Source organism: Haemophilus sputorum HK 2154, from assembly GCF_000287615.1.
Taxonomy (GTDB): Bacteria; Pseudomonadota; Gammaproteobacteria; order Enterobacterales; family Pasteurellaceae; genus Haemophilus_A; species Haemophilus_A sputorum.
In genome coordinates this window covers 377492-397110 of record NZ_ALJP01000009.1, presented here as the reverse complement: position 1 = coordinate 397110, position 19619 = coordinate 377492, and the positions used below count along the sequence as shown (strand labels likewise).

Sequence of the window (19619 nt, the reverse complement as noted above, 5' to 3'; positions counted from 1 at the left end):
GTCATAATACTAGCCTTTCCATTTTAAGAGCATTGAGTGATGAAGACGATAGAAATCCGTGGTGCAAGAACCCACAATTTAAAAAATATCAATTTAACCCTACCAAGAGATAAGTTTATTGTCATTACGGGGTTATCTGGTTCTGGAAAATCCTCTTTAGCTTTTGATACGTTATATGCTGAAGGTCAACGCCGTTATGTTGAATCGCTTTCAGCATATGCTAGACAGTTTCTTTCGTTAATGGAAAAGCCCGATGTTGATCATATTGAAGGGCTTTCTCCTGCTATTTCAATTGAGCAAAAATCTACTTCTCACAACCCACGTTCTACGGTGGGAACGGTGACAGAAATTCACGATTATCTTCGTTTGCTTTTTGCCCGTGTAGGTGAGCCACGCTGCCCAGATCATGATGTGCCACTCGCTGCACAAACCATTTCACAAATGGTTGATAGAGTTTTAGAAGAACCCGAAGGCAAGCGCTTAATGTTATTAGCGCCTGTTGTAAAGGAACGCAAAGGTGAACATGTCAAATTGTTAGAAAGTTTGGCTGCAAGCGGTTATATTCGAGCAAGAATTGACGGAGAAATTTGTGATTTATCTGATCCGCCAGCACTAGAGTTACAGAAAAAACATACGATTGAAGTGGTGGTTGACCGTTTTAAAGTTCGTGCTGATTTAGCGCCTCGTTTAGCAGAATCTTTTGAAACGGCATTAGAATTATCAGGCTCTACAGCAGTTATTGCTGATATGGATAATCCTGATGCGCAAGAGCTAATGTTTTCAGCAAGTTTTGCTTGCCCACATTGTGGCTATTCATTAGCTGAACTTGAGCCGCGTTTATTTTCGTTTAATAACCCTGCTGGCGCTTGTCCAACATGCGATGGGCTAGGCGTTGAGCAATTTTTTGACCCAGATAAAGTAGTGCAAAATGAGGAAGTTTCACTAGCAGCGGGTGCAATTAAAGGATGGGATCGTCGTAGTTTCTATTATTTTGGTTTATTAAAAGCGGTTGCAGAACATTATGGATTTGATATTGAAGCGCCATTTAAATCATTACCGAAAAAAATTCGTCAAATCATTTTACATGGTTCTCAGGATGAAATTGAGTTTGTGTATGTCAACGATCGTGGCGATAAAATCAAACGGAAACACCCATTTGAGGGCGTATTAAATAACTTAACGCGTCGTTATCGAGAAACAGAATCTACCGCTGTACGTGAAGAATTAGCCAAATATATTAACAATCGTCCATGTAATGATTGCCAAGGCTCGCGTTTACGCAAAGAAGCACGTTATGTATTTCTTGAACAAACTAATCTGCCGATGGTGGCGGAAAAGTCTATTGGCGAAGCACTTTCTTTCTTTGAAAACCTTAAGCTTTCAGGTCAACGCGCGAAAATTGCAGAGAAAATTTTAAAAGAAATTCGTGAGCGCTTGTCATTTTTGGTAAATGTAGGTTTGAATTATCTTTCCCTTTCACGTTCAGCGGAAACTTTATCTGGTGGCGAGGCGCAACGTATTCGCTTAGCGAGCCAAATTGGCGCAGGTTTAGTCGGTGTAATGTATGTGCTAGATGAGCCATCAATCGGTTTGCATCAACGTGATAATGAACGTTTGCTCAAAACGTTAGTCCATTTGCGTGATTTAGGAAACACCGTTATTGTGGTTGAACATGATGAAGATGCTATTCGTGCCGCAGATCATATTGTGGACATTGGGCCTGGTGCTGGCGTGCATGGCGGCCAAGTGATTGCACAAGGTAACGCGAATGAAATTATGCAGGTTGAGAATTCTTTAACGGGGCAATTTCTTTCAGGCGTACAGAAAATTGAGATTCCTGCACAACGCGTACCATTTGACCAAGCTCGCGTGTTAACCTTAACTGGTGCGAAAGGCAACAATCTTAAAAATGTGACATTGGAGATTCCAGTTGGGTTATTGACCTGTATTACGGGGGTATCTGGTTCAGGTAAATCAACCCTAATTAACGATACGCTTTTCCCATTAGCGCAGAATGCACTTAATCGTGCGGAAAGAACAGATTATGCACCTTATGAAAGCATTGATGGCTTAGCGCATTTTGATAAAGTCATTGATATTGACCAAAGTCCAATTGGTCGCACCCCTCGCTCAAATCCAGCGACTTATACGGGGTTATTTACCCCAATCCGAGAGCTTTTTGCGGGGACTCAAGAGGCTAGAGCGAGAGGCTATAATGTCGGGCGTTTTAGTTTTAACGTAAAAGGTGGTCGCTGTGAGGCCTGTCAGGGCGATGGCATGATTAAAGTTGAAATGCACTTTTTGCCAGATGTTTATGTGCCTTGTGATCATTGTAAAGGCAAGCGTTATAATCGCGAAACCTTAGAGATTCGTTATAAAGGAAAAAGCATTCATCAAGTGTTAGATATGACAGTTGAAGAGGCAAGAACTTTCTTTGATGCGATTCCAGCAATTGCGCGTAAATTACAAACCTTAATGGATGTTGGTCTTTCTTATATTCGATTAGGGCAATCATCTACCACGCTTTCAGGAGGAGAGGCGCAACGAGTTAAATTAGCCACAGAATTGTCAAAACGCGATACAGGCAAAACACTTTATATTCTAGATGAGCCAACAACAGGGTTACATTTTGCCGATATTAAACAGTTGCTTTCTGTATTACATAAATTACGCGATCAAGGGAATACGATTGTGGTGATCGAACATAATTTAGATGTAATCAAAACGGCTGACTGGATTGTTGATTTAGGGCCAGAAGGTGGCGCTGGTGGCGGTCAAATTATTGCAACCGGTACACCAGAAGATGTGGCTAAACATAAAGCTTCGCATACGGCGCGCTTCTTAAAAGAAATTCTAGCTAAAGGTTAATTATAACCTCACTTAACAAGAAAGAGAGTGCAAGCGATGGTTTGCACTTTCTTTTTTCGCTATGAAAAGAAAATGAAATATATCGAAAAAATTGAACATGCTTTCAGTGAAGAAGGCTGGTTAAGTCAGAAAATCAAAGGTTTTCGACCTCGTTCAGCGCAATTAAAAATGGCGCAAGCGGTCGGAAATGCAGTGCGATTTGCAAATCCAGTGGTTGTAGAAGCGGGAACCGGAACTGGAAAAACTTTTGCGTATTTAGTCCCTGCATTACTTTCTGGCAAGAAAACCATTATTTCTACAGGCTCAAAAAACTTACAAGATCAGCTATTTAATCGAGATCTCCCCACAATTCAAAAAGCGCTTAAATATAAAGGTAAAGTGGCGTTATTAAAAGGGAGAGCTAATTACCTCTGCCTAGAAAGGCTCGATCAGGTTATTGCGATGGGCGTATTGGGTGATAAATCGGTTTTAGCTGATTTAAGTAAAGTGCGAAAATGGCATCAGTCTACTCAAACAGGTGATTTAAGCGAATGTGTCACGATTGCCGAAGATAGCCCGATTTTGCCACAATTAGTGAGTACGACTGAAAATTGTTTGGGGGCTGATTGTCCAAATTACAAAGAGTGTTATGTAGTACAAGCGCGCCGAAAAGCGATGGAAGCAGATGTGGTTGTGGTAAATCACCACCTATTTTGTGCGGATATGGCGGTTAAAGAAACCGGTTTTGGGGAATTGATTCCAGAAGCTGAATTAGTGATTTTTGATGAAGCACATCAACTGCCAGATATTGCTAGTCAGTATTTTGGACAATCCCTTTCCTCACGCCAACTGTTTGATCTTTGCAAAGATATCAATGTTGTTTACCGTACTGAATTAAAAGATTTAGCACAACTAGGTAAAGCAGCAGATTTATTGCAAAAATCGGTACAAGATTTCCGTTTATTCATGGGCGGGGAAGGGCAGATTCGAGGTAACTTACGCGAATTATTTGTCGATAAGAAAGTGGTTGATGGACTTAATAAAATCAGTGAGCATATTGATTTTCTCAGTCAGATCATCAAAAAATCACTTGGGCGTTCTGAAACCTTAGATAAAATTTTTGAGCGCTTAGCAGAAGTTAAAGTTTTACTTAAAAAAATGAGTGAAACGCACGTTGTTGGTTATTGTTATTGGTATGAAGCGAATGGGCGTTCGTTTGGTTTGCACATTACCCCATTGACGGTGGCAGATAAATTTGGCGAACAGTTAAAAAATCAGAAAATTGCTTGGGTATTTACTTCTGCCACGCTAGAGGTGGGCGGTAAGTTTGATCATTTTTGCCAACGTTTAGGTATTCAAGAGGCAGAGCAAATGGTGTTACAAAGTCCGTTTGACTATGCAAAGCAATCACTATTATGTGTGCCACGTTTTTTACCTGATAGTAACAAAGCGCATACGCTAACTGCGCTTGGCGAGCTTTTAATGCCAGTTATTGAAGCCAATCAAGGACGCTGTTTTTTACTTTGTACTTCATACTATATGATGCGCGGACTAGCAGATTTCTTGCGTGAACATAGCCAATTAAACGTGCTATTGCAGGGAGAAACCAGCAAATCGAAGTTATTGGAGAAATTTATTCAAGAGCCTCATTCAGTTTTGGTGGCAACCCAAAGTTTCTGGGAAGGAATTGATGTGCGCGGGGATGATTTATCTTTAGTGATTATAGATAAGCTACCGTTTAGCTCTCCAGATGATCCCCTTCTAAAAGCGCGTATGGAAGATTGTCGATTGCAAGGTGGCGATCCATTTAATGATATTCAAATTCCTGAAGCGGTGATTACCTTAAAACAGGGGGTAGGGCGTTTAATTCGGGATGTGACGGATAGAGGCGTGGTCATGATTTGTGATAGCCGTTTAGTCATGCGTCATTATGGAGCTACTTTTTTAAAGAGTTTACCGCCTTCGACTCGCACGAGAGATTTAGAAAAAGTTGTGGCTTTTTTAAAAGAAAATTAAGGTAAATCAAAAATAAGTCACTCCAAAAGCGGTAGAATTTACTTCGTTTTTTGCAAATCATCAACACGGGTAGTTATTTGGCACTGATGCTTTGCAAAAAATAAGTGAAATTCTACCGCTTGTTTTTTTAGGAGAGCATAAATGTTATTAAAAATAACTCGAACACTTCTTTCATTATGCTTGCTTTTTGCAATGCTTTATCTAGGAAAGGGATTATCTATATTATTACCAATTGGCATTCCTGATAGTATTTGGGGGTTATTACTACTATTTACCTCGTTAGTGATTGGTATTGTGAAAGTAGAGTGGGTAACGCCGGCTGCCAGACCATTAACACGTTATATGACGATTTTCTTTATTCCAATTTGTGCAGAAATTGTCGAACACGTCGATATTCTCAAAAGCCACTTCGTCTCTTTTGTTTTAGCCAATATGCTTAGCACAATGGTGTCATTAGTCCTCATTGGTCTATTTGCGCAGTGGGTTTTTCATCGTAAATAGGGACATATTATGGTTTATCTTTTTTCTTTATTAACGATTTCAGCCTTTTTACTCGGGCAACGAATCAGCAAAAAATTGCGTTCTAATTTACTAAATCCTTTCTTAATTGCGTTAATTCTGATTATTTTAGTGATAGAAATAGGCAAAGTCCCTTATCAATCTTACTATCAAGGAAATTTCCCGTTAAATAATCTATTAGGAGTTTCGGTTATCGCTTTAGCTTTACCTTTTTATGAGCAGCTGCCACAAATTCGCAAAAAATGGAAACCGATTAGTGCGGTAGTGCTTTTCGGTACATTGATTTCAATGTTAACAGGGGTGGCATTGGCTATTGCGTTTGGTGCAAGCAAAGGTATCGTCGCGGCTATATTACCTAAATCAGTTTCTACGCCTATCGCGATTGCGATTGTCGAAGAGTTGGGCGGGAAATCAGCAATTAGTGCTGTGGGCGTGTTGTTAGCGGGCTTGCTTGGTTCTGTGTTAGGTTTCAGCATATTACACTGGCTTGGCGTAAGGAATGTGCGTGCAATTGGATTGACGATGGGCTCAGTCTCTCACGCACTAGGCACTGGTCGCTGCATGGAATATAGCGTGAAAACGGGAAGTTATAGCTCAATTGCATTGGTCGGATGTGGCGTACTTTCTTCTATTCTGGCGCCGATTGTCTTTAAACTAGCGGTCATTTTTTTCTATTAATTTGCAAAATCGCCAATTTAGTGCGGTTTGGATTATCGATAAATGTAACGTATAATGCCGGCAAATTTAATTAAGCGATCATTATTATGCAAGAAAAAGATCTTTCCACGCTTGCGACATTCAAGCGTTTATTTCCTATTATCAAGCAATATAAATCGGGCATTATTATTGGTGCGATAGCATTAGTGTTAAATGCTTTAGTGGACTCTGGATTGATTTATTTGCTCAAACCATTACTTGATGAAGGGTTTGGGCAAGCTGATCACGGGTTTTTAAAATTGATGTCTGTTTTAGTGGTCGCTTTTATTTTAGTGCGTGGGATTACAAATTATGTTGCAGGCTATTGTTTGGCGTGGAGTTCTGGCAATGTTGTGATGACTTTGCGCAGAACAATTTTTCAGCATCTGATATATATGCCGGTAAGTTATTTTGATAAGAATCCAATTGGGCGTTCGTTATCAAGAGTCACTTATGATACAGAAATGGTTGCGAATTCATCTTCTCACGCATTAGTGACTATCGTGCGTGAAGGGGCTTATTTGATCTCACTATTTGTTGTAATGATCTATACAAGCTGGCAGCTTTCTATGGTGTTATTTATGTTAGCGCCAGTTATTGGTGTGCTTATTGGTATTGTTTCTAAGCGTTTTCGCCAATTAAGCCGTAATATTCAAAGCTCTATGGGCGAGCTGACTGTTACTACAGAACAGATGTTAAAAGGGCATAAAGAAGTGCTTTCTTTTGGCGGACAAGAAATCGAAAAAGCGCGCTTTGATCGCGTAAGTAACGATATGCGTCGTAAAGGAATGAAAATTGTTTCAGCAGATGGAATTTCTGATGGTTTGGTACAGCTGATTGCATCTTTTGCATTATCTATCATTCTTTATCTTTCTACGGTTGAAGGGTTACATATTGAAGATTTAACTGCCGGTTCTTTTACCGTAGTCTTTTCTTCTATGATGGCAATGTTACGTCCATTAAAATCATTAACGAACGTGAATTCTCAATTCCAACGAGGTATGGCAGCTTGTCAAACGTTGTTTGAATTTTTAGATTTAAAAACAGAAAACGATAACGGTACGGTTGAAGTCGAGAGAGCCAAAGGTAATATAACCTTTAATCATGTTTCCTTCGGGTATGAGGGGAAAGATGGGCTTGCACTCAATGATATTTCTTTCTCTTTACCACAGGGAAAAACCATTGCATTGGTTGGGCGTTCAGGCTCAGGCAAATCAACAATTGCTAATTTATTAACCCGTTTTTATGACATTGAGCAAGGTGAAATTACTTTAGATGGCATTAACATTCAAGATTATCGCTTAGCTAATTTAAGAGCTCAATGTTCAATTGTTTCGCAACAAGTGCATTTGTTTAACGATACGATTGCCAATAACATTGCATATGCAGCTACCGATAAATATAGTCGAGAAGACATTATTAACGCTGCAAAAGCCGCTCATGCCATGGAGTTCATTGAAAAATTGGATGATGGGTTAGATACGGTTATTGGTGAAAATGGAGCAAGCCTTTCAGGCGGTCAACGCCAACGTTTAGCGATTGCTCGCGCATTATTGAGAAACTCGCCTATTTTAGTATTAGATGAAGCAACTTCCGCATTAGATACCGAATCAGAAAGAGCAATTCAGTCTGCACTAGCGGCATTGCAAAAAGATAAAACGGTTCTTGTCATTGCGCATCGATTATCAACTATTGAAAATGCAGATGAAATATTAGTCGTTGATCAGGGCAAAATTATTGAACGAGGTACGCATCAGGCATTGTTAGCGCAAAACGGAGCCTATAGCCAATTATATAGTTTACAGTTTGGTGCTTAACATCTTTATGGTATAATCCGCCAATTTACAGTTTTAGATGGATTCTATTTGCTGAAAAAGGCGGATTTATGATAAAGAAGATATTACAAGCGGTCGTTTTTGGGCTTTTTTGTGCAGCTATTGTGCTGTATGTTTACCCTTGGGCTAAAGAACAATGGAAAACAGAGCCTGAAATTTTAAGCTATCAAAAGGCAGTAAAAGAAGCCTCTCCTGCGGTTGTGAATATCTATACAAAAATTTTGAATGAGAATAATAATGCAGGTTATCGCCTTAACTTAGGTTCAGGCGTAATTATGACGGCAAATGGGTATATCTTAACCAATAAACACGTTATTCAAGATGGTGAAGAAATAACAGTCTATTTGCAAAATGGGGAACATTCTGTTGCTCATTTAGTTGGTTCAGACACTTTAACTGATTTAGCTGTGCTAAAAGTAGATGGTGTAAATATGCCAACGATTCGCCAAAATCCGAAACGCATACCACAAGTTGGCGATATTGTGTTAGCTATTGGTAATCCATATAATCTTGGGCAAAGTGTAAGCCAAGGTATTATTAGTGCGACAGGGCGTAACACCATCTCAGATCGTACACGTCAGAATTTGATTCAAACGGATGCGCCTATTAGTAAAGGGAATTCTGGTGGGGCATTGATTAACACGGCAGGAGAATTGATAGGGATAAACACGGTAAGTTTAAAAAATAGTGGTGAAATTCGTGAACTCAGTATTGCGGGAACAGATTCAATCGCTGAAGGTTTAAACTTTGCTATTCCAATCAATCAAGCATCAGATGTGATGAACAAAATCATCAAAGATGGGCGCGTAATTCGTGGTTATTTCGGTGTGAATACAGTTTTAACAAATGCCTTTTTAGAAAAAGGCGTGTTAATTACCGCAGTAACAAAAGACAGTCCGGCCGAAAAAGCAGGCATTCAACAAGGCGATATTATGTTAAGTGTTGGAAATATTGAGGCAAAATCACCTTCTCAAATGATGGAAGCGCTAGCAAATATTAAGCCAGGTACGGTTGTGCGAGTGTTAGTTTTACGGGGTGATGTTGAATTAGCCTTTAATGTTACAATCGGAGAATTCCCAGATAATTAGGGTAAGGTAGAATGAGTTATATTATTACAGTTGATGGGCCAAGCGGTGCAGGGAAAGGCACACTTTGTCATGCATTAGCAGAAAAATTAAAAGCTGACTTTTTAGATTCAGGAGCAATTTACCGTATTACCGCATTAGCTGCAGTAAAAAAAGGCATTTCCTTAGATGATGAAGTGGCATTAGCGAAATTAGGAAGACAATTAGATATTCGTTTTGAACCTAAAAATGGTGAAGTCAATGTTATTCTTGATGGAGAAAATGTTGGTGACCAAATTCGAACTGCTGAAGCGGGTCAAAATGCCTCTAAAGTTGCGGCATTACCACAAGTTCGAGCAGCATTATTACAACGCCAACGTGATTTTGCGTCAGCAAATGGTTTAGTTGCAGATGGTCGTGATATGGGCACCGTTGTTTTTCCTAATGCTCAAGTAAAACTATTTTTAGACGCTAGCGCAGAAGAAAGAACAAAAAGACGTGTAAAACAGTTGCAAGAAAAAGGATTTAATGCTAATTTTGACGATATTTTAGCCGAGATTAAAGAACGAGATTTTCGCGATCGTAATCGTGAAGTTGCGCCTTTAGTTCCGGCAGCAGATGCGTTATTATTAGATTCTACTCATTTATCTATTGATGAAGTTATTGCACAAGCATTGGCTTATATTTCATCTAAAGGTATTGCGTAATTTAATTATTTTTTGACTTAGTGAGGGAAAACTAAGTTTTTATCATCAACCCCGTTTGACAGGATGTTAGATGGACGTTTATTTTATTTAAGAAGAAAATTATGTCAGAAAATTTTGCTCAACTACTAGAAGAATTCTTAGCTCAAGAAGCTCGTTTAGGCTCTGTAGTTAAAGGTACTGTTGTAGCTATCCAAAAAGGTTATGTAATCGTTGATACTGGTTTCAAATCAGAATCTGCAATCGATGCTTCAGAATTCATGAACGCACAAGGCGAATTAGAAGTTCAAGTTGGCGATCAAGTTGATGTAGTATTAAAAGCGGTTGAAGATGGCTTCGGTGAAACAGTAGTTTCTCGTGGTGATGCAAAACGTAACGAAGCTTGGATCGCTTTAGAAAAAGCATTCGAAGAACAAGCGACCGTTACTGGTTTCGTCAATGGTAAAGTGAAAGGCGGTTTCACTGTTGAATTAAACGGTGTTCGTGCATTCTTACCTGGTTCATTAGTAGATACTCGCCCAGTTCGCGATTCTTTAAATCTTGAAGGCCAAACTTTAGAACTTAAAGTAATCAAACTTGATCAAAAACGTAACAACGTGGTTGTGTCACGTCGTGCAGTGATCGAAACAACTAACTCAGCTGATCGTGAAGAAGTATTAGCAAACTTAGTTGAAGGTTCAGAAGTTAAAGGTATCGTTAAAAACTTAACTGAATACGGTGCATTCGTAGATTTAGGTGGCGTAGACGGTTTATTACACATCACTGATATGGCATGGAAACGTGTTAAACATCCAAGTGAAGTAGTAACTGTTGGCCAAGAAGTAACTGTTAAAGTACTTAAATTCGACAAAGAGAAAACTCGTGTATCATTAGGCTTAAAACAATTAGGTCAAGATCCATGGGTAGCTATCGCACAAAACCACCCAGTAAACAGCAAATTAACTGGTAAAGTAACTAACTTAACTGACTATGGCTGTTTCGTTGAGATTTTAGATGGTGTTGAAGGTTTAGTTCACGTTTCAGAAATGGATTGGACAAACAAAAACATCCATCCATCTAAAGTGGTTAGCGTAGGTGATGTTGTTGAAGTGATGGTGTTAGAAGTTGATGAAGAACGTCGTCGTATTTCATTAGGCTTAAAACAATGTAAAGCAAACCCTTGGGAACACTTTGCATCAACTCACAACAAAAACGACAAAGTATCAGGTAAAATTAAATCAATTACTGACTTCGGTATCTTTATCGGTTTAGAAGGCGGTATTGATGGTTTAGTACACTTATCTGATATTTCTTGGAACCAATCAGGTGAAGAAGCTGTTCGTAACTACAAAAAAGGTGACGAAGTAGAAGCTGTTGTATTACAAGTAGATGCATTAAAAGAGCGTATCTCTTTAGGTATCAAACAGTTAGAATCTGATCCATTCACTAACTTCGTAGATAGCACTAAAAAAGGCGCAATCGTTTCTGGTAAAGTAACAGCAGTAGATGCTAAAGGTGTTTCTGTTGAACTTGAAGGTGGCGTTGAAGCATTTATCCGTGCTAACGAAGCGACAAGTGAGCGTGTAGAAGACATTACTTCTGTTATTTCAGTAGGTGATGCTATCGAAGCTAAATTCATCGGTGTTGACCGTAAATCTCGTGTAATCAACTTATCTGTTCGTGCGAAAGATGAAGCTGAAGAATCAGCTGCAATTGCACAAGTAAACAAACAAGAAGTTGAAGTACCAAACGCAATGGCTGCAGCATTTGCTCAAGCTAAAGGCGAATAATTAGAGATTTCTAATTAGAAAGCGGGTGTGTGAAAACACATCCGCTTATATCTTTGATTAGTTATATTTTAGTTTTTTACAGTATAGAATTCTCAAATATAATTAATCTTGCGCAGAAGGGGTATCATGACAAAATCGGAATTGATTGATGAACTCGTTAGAGCCCAGCCTAATCTTTCAACTAAATTAGTTGATGAAGGTATTAAAGAAATTCTTGAACAGATTACACATTCTTTGGAACAAGGCTCTCGTGTAGAGATTCGTGGATTTGGTAGTTTTTCTTTACATTTTAGAGCCCCTCGTTTAGGGAGAAATCCTAGAACGGGCGAAAATGTTGAATTGGCAGCAAAGTCAGTGCCTTATTTTAAAGCAGGTAAAGCGTTGAAGTCTTTGGTTGACACTGAAGAATAAGTGCAATAGGAGAGCAATTATGATTAAATATATTTTGGCTGCATTAGTGATTATTACGCTAGCAATTGTTGGTATTACAATAGGTGCTAATAATGATCAAATGATTACTTTTAACTATGCGATTGCACAAAGTGAATTGCGCTTATCTACCCTTGTAGCTATTTTATTTGGATTTGGTTTGATTTTAGGATGGCTAATTACTGGTATTTTTTACTTACGATTAAAATTACAGAATATGGCTTTAAATCGCCGAGTAAAAAGACAAGCACAACAAATTTCTGAACTTACCTCGCCAAAGGCTGAATAATGCTTGAATTATTGTTCCTTTTATTACCCATTGCCGCATTATATGGTTGGTATATGGGGCAACGTAGTGTTAAAAAGGATCAAGAAACCCTTCAAAATAAATTTTCCCGTGATTACGTCACGGGACTTAACTTCCTTTTATCAAATCAACAAGAAAAAGCTGTTGATGTTTTTCTTTCTATGTTACAAAAGCAAGAGACAGAAAACCAAATCGCAAACGACTCGCAATTTGAAGCTGAACTAACGTTGGGGAATTTATTTCGTTCTCGAGGTGAGGTTGATAAGGCATTGAGACTTCATCAAGGCTTAGATGCAAGCCCAGATTATTCATTTGAACAAAAACTACTTGCAAAGCAGCAGTTAGCGAATGATTTTATGGCCGCAGGTTTTTATGATCGTGCAGAGAATTATTATATTTTATTGCTAGATGAGCCTGATTTTGCCGTTAATTCGTTAACTCAATTAAGTCGTATTTATCAAAAAACTAAAGAGTGGCAAAAGGCAATCAATGTTTCAGAAAAATTGTTAAGAATTCAGCCAGATGCAGATAAAACACCGCTAGCTCATTATTATTGTGAATACGCACAAGCGGTCAAAATTGATAATGAATTTGCATTTGTTGATTCTTTGAAAAAAGCATTATCTTATTTGCCAGCCTGCAGTCGAGCTTCTATTTTATTAGGCGATTATCACTTACAAAAAGAACAGTATCGGACTGCATTAGACTATTATGAAAACATACTAAATCAAGATAGTGACTATATTAGCGAAGTCCTAGGAAAAATTCGTGAATGCTATGTGGCTTTTAATGATCCGGTAAATTATGAGCTTTTCTTGATTCGAGCAAACCAAATTAAACATAACAGCAATATTGATATTGCATTAACAGAATTTATTGAAGAGCGTGACGGGACAAAAGCAGCACAAGCTAAACTCTATCAGCAGGTAAGTCAATATCCTAATATGTTAACATTCCACCGATTTATACGGTATCAAATGGGTGACGCAGAAGAAGGTAACGGTAAAGAAAGTTTAAGCTTGCTACATAAAATGGTTGGTGAGCATATTAAAAAGGGTTTTCATTATCGTTGTTTAAATTGCGGTTATCAAAGTTATCGACTAAATTGGCATTGTCCATCTTGTAGACACTGGGAAACCATTAAACCAGTTTCAAGCATAGACACAACAATCTAATAAAAGGGGTTCAGTATGAATAGTAAAGTTATTGTGGCACTAGATTATGAAACAGAGCGCGAGGCACTGAATTTTGTAGATCAGGTTGATCCTTCACTTTGTCGTTTAAAAGTAGGTAAAGAAATGTTTACCTCATTAGGCATTAACTTTGTTAAACAGCTCCAAAATCGAAAATTTGATGTGTTTTTAGATTTAAAATATCATGATATTCCAAATACGGTAGCAAGAGCAGTTCGTTCAGCAGCTGATTTAGGCGTATGGATGGTTGATCTTCATGCCTCTGGCGGTTTAGCCATGATGGAACAAGCGAGAAAAATTCTTGAGCCTTATGGAAAAGATGCCCCATTATTAATTGCGGTAACGGTTTTAACAAGTATGGAAGATTTAGACTTGTTACAAATTGGAATTAACGCTTCACCTATGGAGCAAGTAATTCGATTAGCACATCTTGCTCAGCGTGCAGGTTGTGATGGTGTAGTATGTTCACCGAAAGAAGTGGAAGTACTTCGTACTCACTGTGGAAAAGATTTTAAACTAGTTACCCCAGGAATTCGTCCAGCAGGTTCTGATTTCGGCGATCAACGTCGCGTAATGACACCGCGTTTGGCTATCGAAACGGGTTCAGATTATTTGGTAATTGGTCGTCCAATTACACAAGCTGAAGACCCGCTTGCTGCCTTAAAAGCGATTAACGCATCTATTGAGGCATAATGGATGACTTTAGTTTATTCCACAGAAACAGGAAGAATTACGCCGAATAAACCTAAAGAAGAAAGACCGAAAGGCGATGGTATTGTTCGTATTCAACGTCAAACAAGCGGTCGAAAAGGCAAAGGCGTTTGCGTAATTACAGGATTAGATTTATCTGATACTGAATTAAAATTGTTAGCTGCAGAATTGAAAAAACGTAGCGGTGTGGGTGGTTCAGTTAAAGATGGCACAATTGAAATTCAAGGTGATAATCGTGAATTATTGCAACAAATCCTTACGCAAAAAGGCTTTAAAGTAAAACTTGCTGGTGGTTAATCTCACTTCTGTAAGAATTGTAATAAATTGGACAATCAGTAGCTATTTTATAGGGAATTTGCCAAAATAGTCATGAGATTGTCCTTTTTTATTTATGTTTGGAAAGTTATGAAAAAATTAAAATCTGTGGTGCTGCTTGGGTTAGCGGCACTTTCATTTTCTTCACAAGCGAGTATTTGGGAGAAAATTCAAGCACCAATTAACGGTAAACCTCAATCAATAGGCGGCTATAGCAACGGTTGTATTATTGGTGCCCAACCATTAGCTTTAAAAGGTGAGGGATACCAAGTCATTCGTTCATCAAGAAATCGTTATTATGGACACCCGCAATTATTAAATTATTTAAAACAGCTTGGGCAGAAATCAAAAGCAGCTGGGTTACCACCTATCTTAATTGGAGATATGGGAATGCCTGCTGGTGGACGTTTTTCTTCTGGTCATGCGAGCCATCAAACAGGCTTAGATGCAGATATTTGGTTACGGTTTGGCCCAATGGACGATGAAACTGCCAAAAATCCAGCAGGATTAGCCACCCTAATGGTTAATCATGATGCACAAGTGGTAGATGAACGTGTTTGGACACCGAACCAGACCACTCTAATTAAATTAGCTGCGCAAGATCCTCGAGTAAACCGTATTTTTGTGAATCCAGCGATTAAAGTGAAACTTTGTAATACTGCGGGTGCAGATAGAGCTTGGCTACAAAAGATTCGCCCTTGGTATGGACACGATTCACATATTCACGTTCGCTTAAGTTGTCCTGCCGATGCACCAAATTGTGAAAATCAGGCTGCATTACCTGCAGGCGATGGTTGTGGTGCAGAACTTTACTCTTGGTTTGAGCCTGCACCTGAAGGATCTAGCAAGCCAAAAGTAAAATCAATACCAGTTGCCCCAGTGCAATGTCAAATGCTGTTATCTCAACAAGGTTTAAACTAGCCAGTAACTAATAAAAAGGAGAATGAAAAAACATTCTCCTTTTCCTTCTTTCTAAAATTCTAATTATTTTTATGCGATTATTTATAGCTGAAAAACCCAGTCTTGCCCGAGCAATTGCCGAGGTGTTGCCTAAGCCGCATACACGTGGAGATGGCTATATTCAGTGTGGTGAGAATGATGTGGTTACTTGGTGTATCGGACATTTACTTGAACAGGCTCCTCCCGAAGCTTATGATGAGCGTTTCAAAAAATGGCGAATGGAAACTTTGCCAATTGTGCCTGAACAATGGAAGTTAGTACCTAAAAAAGAAACGTATAAACAGTTACAAGCGGTTGAAAAATTAGTAAAAAAAGCAGATGTGCTGGTTAATGCGGGTGACCCAGATAGAGAAGGACAGCTTTTAGTGGATGAGCTCTTTAGCTATCTAAATGTATCAGCAGAAAAACGCCAAAAAATTCAGCGCTGTTTAGTCAGTGATCTTAATCCGAATGCGGTTAAACGGTCTATAGAACGTTTGCAAAATAATAAGGATTTTGTACCGCTTGCAACTTCTGCTTTAGCACGCGCGCGTGCCGATTGGCTATATGGTATCAATATGAGCCGAGCATATACCATTCAAGGACAATGGGCTGGCTATAAAGGTGTGCTCTCAGTTGGACGAGTACAAACTCCTGTTTTAGGATTGATTGTTAGGCGCGATCTAGAAATTGAAAATTTTGTGCCTAAAGATTATTTTGAAGTGTTTGCACATATTCATGATCCTAAAACAGATATTCGCTTTAAAGCAAAATGGCAACCAAGTGCAGCTTGTGAAGATTATCAAGATGATGAAGGGAGGGTAATTTCGCAAGGTTTGGCAGAGAATGTGGTTAAACGGATAACTGGTCAACCGGCTAGCGTGGTAGATTATCAAAATAAGATGGAAAATGAAGGTGCTCCGTTGCCATACTCACTTTCTGCATTACAAATTGATGCAGCACGCTTATTTGGACTCTCAGCACAAGCAGTGCTTGATATTTGCCAAAAATTATATGAAACCCATAAATTGATTACTTACCCACGCTCTGATAATCGTTATTTACCTCAAGAACATTATGCGGATAGATTCAAGGTAATTTCAGCTATTGGGCATCATTTAGAAGAATATAATACGCCACCAGCAGTAGTTGACCCTAATTTGCGTAATCGTTGTTGGAATGATAAAAAAGTGGAAGCACACCATGCTATTATTCCTACATCTAGACAAGGAAATGTTCATTTAACGGAGAATGAAAAACGAGTTTATCGACTCATTGCTCGCCAGTATTTAATGCAATTTTGTGTGGATGCTGAATATCGAAAAGCAAAAATTAGCTTACAAATTGCAGGTGGAAGTTTTATTGCTCAGGCTAGAAATCTGATTGTAGCAGGCTGGAAGTCATTATTAGGGAAAGAGGACGCTTATGAAGAAGCTGAACCTTTATTACCAGAAGTCAAAAAAGGCGATGAGCTTTTTTGTGAGAAAGGTGAAATGGAAAGTAAAAAAACGCAACCTCCGCGTTATTTTACTGATGCCACTTTACTTTCAGCAATGACAGGAATTGCGCGTTTTGTGCAAGATAAACAGCTAAAAAAAGTGCTGCGTGAAACCGATGGATTAGGTACAGAGGCGACGCGAGCAAGTATTATTGAGTTACTTTTCAAGCGCGGTTTCTTAATAAAAAAAGGACGTTACATTCAAAGTACAGAGGTTGGACGGACATTAATTCATGCGCTACCTGCACAAGCGACACTGCCAGACATGACGGCTCATTGGGAGATGCAATTAACGGATATTAGCAAAAAACAGGCTAGTTACCAGCAATTTATGTCTGAATTGACATCGCAATTACCAACATTATTGTATGTTGATAGAGAAAAATTGAGAAGTCTTGGGTCAATGTCTCAACCAGCTAGAAAAGGTTATGCTAAGGCTAATAAAAATATGGCGCAAGCTGAAAAATAATCAAAGAGAAGATTAGTGTATAAAAAGCACTTGCAAGTGGCTAGAGAACGCGATATTATCTCGCCTATAGCAAATTGATTTTAATTTTTAAATCTAAAAAATATCGGATGATTTAATGCTAAATATTTTAACTCTTGTTTATCTTTTTGTTGCAGTTATTTTAGTAGGATTAGTCCTAATGCAACAAGGAAAAGGTGCAGACGTTGGTGCTTCATTTGGTGCTGGTGCATCAGGAACCGTCTTTGGTTCTGCAGGATCTGCTAATTTTTTGTCTAGAATGACCGCAGTTTTTGCAACAATTTTCTTTGGTATCAGTTTATTGATTGGTAATTTAAATACACATCAAACGAGACCGTCTAGCCAATTTGAAGATTTAAGCAATGTTCAACAAACAATTGAACAACCCGCTAAAGTGAATTCACAACTAAATAGTGATATTCCTCAATAATTAAATGCTCTGATGGTGGAATTGGTAGACACGCTATCTTGAGGGGGTAGTGTCCATAGGATGTGCGAGTTCGAGTCTCGCTCAGAGCACCAATTATTATAAGCCTAGTTTAATAACTAGGCTTTTTTATTATCTTAAAATTCTCTTTGAATCATATCATTATATTTCTTATCTAATTTTTTCTTGCGATCTATATCTAAATAAAATTTGTTTATAGTAAAATCGCTTAACTTAGATGCAACAGGAGTTAAAAAATGAAGAAACTACTATTATCATCACTAATACTCTCTTCTTTTTCTGGGTTAGTGTATGCGGAAGAAGAAGCGTTTAAACCGACAGATAAGGAACTTGAAGTTATCAAAGTTATGTTAAAGGAAGATATACAAAAATTCCTGAATGGTGAGGAAACGCCTTTTAATGAGGAATATAAGGAAAATGAAAAGCTTAATGCACTAAAACCGATAGAGGCAGAAACTATTTTAAAAACATATAGTGAAAATGAGCTCAGAGGAGATAAGTATTATAAAGGAAAATCTTTTCTTGTTTCGGGCACGATAAAAACAATTGATAATGGAATTAACGATGATGCATTCCTCATTTTCCTTCCAAAAGATAAATTTAGTTTTCAGTCTGTTCAAGCAAGATTTAAAAAAACAGAGTATGAAAAACTAGTAGAAGTTAACAAGGGAGAAAAAATAGAAGTATTTTGCACTGGCTCTGGAGAAATTAATGGTTCTCCTATGTTAACTGAGTGTAGCTTCTTTGATAAGAATGAGGCTGTGGATGCGGTTGTTAAATCATATGTAGATGAATTGGAAAAATTAAAGGCGGGTAACGTAAGTGAGGCTTCTCAAGTGATGAGAAAGCTAAGCTTTACATCAAGTGTTTTTTCTAAAGCAACAAATGAATTTTCTCTCTGTAAAGATAAGATAGAAATAAAATGTATAGAAAAGGCAATTTCAAAAGCTCCTAAAGCGGAAATAGATAAAATAAGCCAAGAGCTCAGTCCTTTACGTGAATTTTTGCAAGTAAGTGAAAAATAGTCGATTTAGAAATTACTCAATCAGTATATCAAATAAAAGCCTAGTTATTAAAAACTAGGTTTTTGGTTATGTATTTTCTTGATTAAACCAATTTACATAATCGAATTGGTCATAATATTTTTGTCCATTCCATCCAGAAAAATCAAACAAGTCGCCAACTTGTGATGAATTTTCAAAACCTTTTATATAAAAACTAGAAGAGAATTCTGGATAAGGCTTATGCGTAAAAACAATCTTGTTTTTAAATGGGAGTTCATTAAATTCTTTTAGATCTTGGTAAGTCGCCCCATCTCTATCGGTCATTATAATAAATAGATTATTTAAATTAATTCGTTTAAGCCGTGATTCCCATTTGGTTTTTGCCTCTTCTTCTGAATGATAGTGCATGAAATGTAAGGTAATATCCCCTAACTTTCCAACGGGATAAGATTTATCAGATGGAATGAATGTCAGTGTTTGGGCATTATATTCCTGCATGTTTTTCAGATATCGAATGAAATCGGAAGGTTCGAGATAAAGATTTACAAAAGGAGAGCGAAATGCTTGGTTTAAATCATGTAAGATCAATGCCCCATTACAGTTACTTGAAATAACAGACATTTCATGATTTTTTAATCGTTGCTGCAATCTTTTATTGATAGATGGACGACATAGTTTATTAATAATTTTTTTTAATGCAGATAACATTTTATTTTCCAGTAGTGAAATGAATTCTTATTATAGAAATCCCTACTCAACAAAACAAGCTTTGTGATGAGCATAGAAAAAAAAGCTAATTTCAGGTATATTGTTGATTAATTAAGTGATAATCGTAAGG

General features: G+C 38.0%; 18 protein-coding genes and 1 tRNA gene. 18 read left to right on the top strand and 1 reads right to left on the bottom strand.

The genetic code is table 11. The annotated features are described in order from the left end of the window. The first annotated feature begins 39 nt into the window (after positions 1–39). The 18 genes from uvrA to HMPREF1128_RS04230 all read left to right on the top strand — a co-directional run bounded on the left by uvrA (position 40) and on the right by HMPREF1128_RS04230 (position 18802). Positions 40–2868: an excinuclease ABC subunit UvrA gene (gene uvrA / locus HMPREF1128_RS04315; RefSeq protein WP_007524848.1), complete on the top strand. Its 2829-nt coding sequence runs from the start codon at positions 40–42 to the stop codon at positions 2866–2868. 72 nt (positions 2869–2940) lie between these two features. After that, positions 2941–4863, top strand: a complete 1923-nt coding sequence (locus HMPREF1128_RS04310) for an ATP-dependent DNA helicase (RefSeq protein ID WP_010128337.1) — start codon at positions 2941–2943, stop codon at positions 4861–4863. Between the two features lie 141 nt (positions 4864–5004). Then, positions 5005–5364, top strand: a complete 360-nt coding sequence (locus tag HMPREF1128_RS04305) for a CidA/LrgA family protein (protein ID WP_007524751.1) — start codon at positions 5005–5007, stop codon at positions 5362–5364. A 9-nt stretch (positions 5365–5373) separates the two neighbouring features. Next, the gene (locus HMPREF1128_RS04300) at positions 5374–6060 is read left to right on the top strand and encodes an LrgB family protein (RefSeq protein WP_007524548.1); all 687 of its coding nucleotides are present in this window, start codon (positions 5374–5376) and stop codon (positions 6058–6060) included. A gap of 86 nt (positions 6061–6146) precedes the next feature. Next, entirely contained in the window at positions 6147–7895 is a 1749-nt protein-coding gene (gene msbA, locus HMPREF1128_RS04295) for a lipid A ABC transporter ATP-binding protein/permease MsbA (RefSeq protein WP_007524343.1), read from the top strand. A 68-nt stretch (positions 7896–7963) separates the two neighbouring features. Continuing rightward, complete coding sequence (locus HMPREF1128_RS04290) at positions 7964–9001, top strand: trypsin-like peptidase domain-containing protein (RefSeq protein WP_007524200.1); 1038 nt, start codon at positions 7964–7966, stop codon at positions 8999–9001. Between the two features lie 11 nt (positions 9002–9012). After that, entirely contained in the window at positions 9013–9684 is a 672-nt protein-coding gene (cmk, locus tag HMPREF1128_RS04285) for a (d)CMP kinase (RefSeq protein ID WP_007523992.1), read from the top strand. Positions 9685–9785: 101 nt separating this feature from the next. Further along, positions 9786–11450, top strand: coding sequence for a 30S ribosomal protein S1 (gene rpsA, locus HMPREF1128_RS04280; RefSeq protein WP_007525480.1), 1665 nt, complete (start codon positions 9786–9788; stop codon positions 11448–11450). Positions 11451–11576: 126 nt separating this feature from the next. Further along, a complete protein-coding gene (locus HMPREF1128_RS04275) occupies positions 11577–11861 on the top strand; it encodes an integration host factor subunit beta (protein ID WP_007525297.1) in 285 nt (94 codons plus the stop codon). A gap of 19 nt (positions 11862–11880) precedes the next feature. Then, positions 11881–12168: a LapA family protein gene (locus HMPREF1128_RS04270; protein ID WP_007525041.1), complete on the top strand. Its 288-nt coding sequence runs from the start codon at positions 11881–11883 to the stop codon at positions 12166–12168. Then, positions 12168–13361 carry a lipopolysaccharide assembly protein LapB gene (gene lapB / locus HMPREF1128_RS04265; protein ID WP_007524413.1) on the top strand — a complete coding sequence of 398 codons (1194 nt, stop codon included), beginning with the start codon at positions 12168–12170 and terminating at the stop codon, positions 13359–13361. The genes HMPREF1128_RS04270 and lapB overlap by 1 nt, the downstream gene beginning before the upstream one ends. A 15-nt stretch (positions 13362–13376) precedes the next feature. Beyond that, positions 13377–14072 (top strand): orotidine-5'-phosphate decarboxylase, encoded by a 696-nt coding sequence (gene pyrF / locus HMPREF1128_RS04260; RefSeq protein WP_007524145.1) that lies wholly within the window; start codon positions 13377–13379, stop codon positions 14070–14072. A gap of 3 nt (positions 14073–14075) precedes the next feature. Beyond that, complete coding sequence (gene yciH, locus HMPREF1128_RS04255) at positions 14076–14387, top strand: stress response translation initiation inhibitor YciH (RefSeq protein ID WP_007524280.1); 312 nt, start codon at positions 14076–14078, stop codon at positions 14385–14387. 108 nt (positions 14388–14495) lie between these two features. Then, a complete protein-coding gene (gene mepA / locus HMPREF1128_RS04250) occupies positions 14496–15326 on the top strand; it encodes a penicillin-insensitive murein endopeptidase (RefSeq protein WP_007525151.1) in 831 nt (276 codons plus the stop codon). Between the two features lie 71 nt (positions 15327–15397). Further along, positions 15398–17311, top strand: coding sequence for a DNA topoisomerase III (locus HMPREF1128_RS04245; RefSeq protein WP_007524702.1), 1914 nt, complete (start codon positions 15398–15400; stop codon positions 17309–17311). A 115-nt stretch (positions 17312–17426) separates the two neighbouring features. Next, the gene (gene secG / locus HMPREF1128_RS04240; RefSeq protein WP_010128332.1) at positions 17427–17759 is read left to right on the top strand and encodes a preprotein translocase subunit SecG; all 333 of its coding nucleotides are present in this window, start codon (positions 17427–17429) and stop codon (positions 17757–17759) included. 6 nt (positions 17760–17765) lie between these two features. Next, a tRNA-Leu gene (locus HMPREF1128_RS04235) sits at positions 17766–17851 on the top strand. A 162-nt stretch (positions 17852–18013) separates the two neighbouring features. Beyond that, complete coding sequence (locus HMPREF1128_RS04230; protein WP_007524276.1) at positions 18014–18802, top strand: OB-fold protein; 789 nt, start codon at positions 18014–18016, stop codon at positions 18800–18802. A gap of 66 nt (positions 18803–18868) precedes the next feature. On the opposite strand, the gene HMPREF1128_RS04225 is transcribed toward HMPREF1128_RS04230, so the two are convergent. After that, positions 18869–19489 carry a DUF1919 domain-containing protein gene (locus HMPREF1128_RS04225; RefSeq protein ID WP_007525335.1) on the bottom strand — a complete coding sequence of 207 codons (621 nt, stop codon included), beginning with the start codon at positions 19487–19489 and terminating at the stop codon, positions 18869–18871. Between the last annotated feature and the right edge of the window lie 130 nt (positions 19490–19619).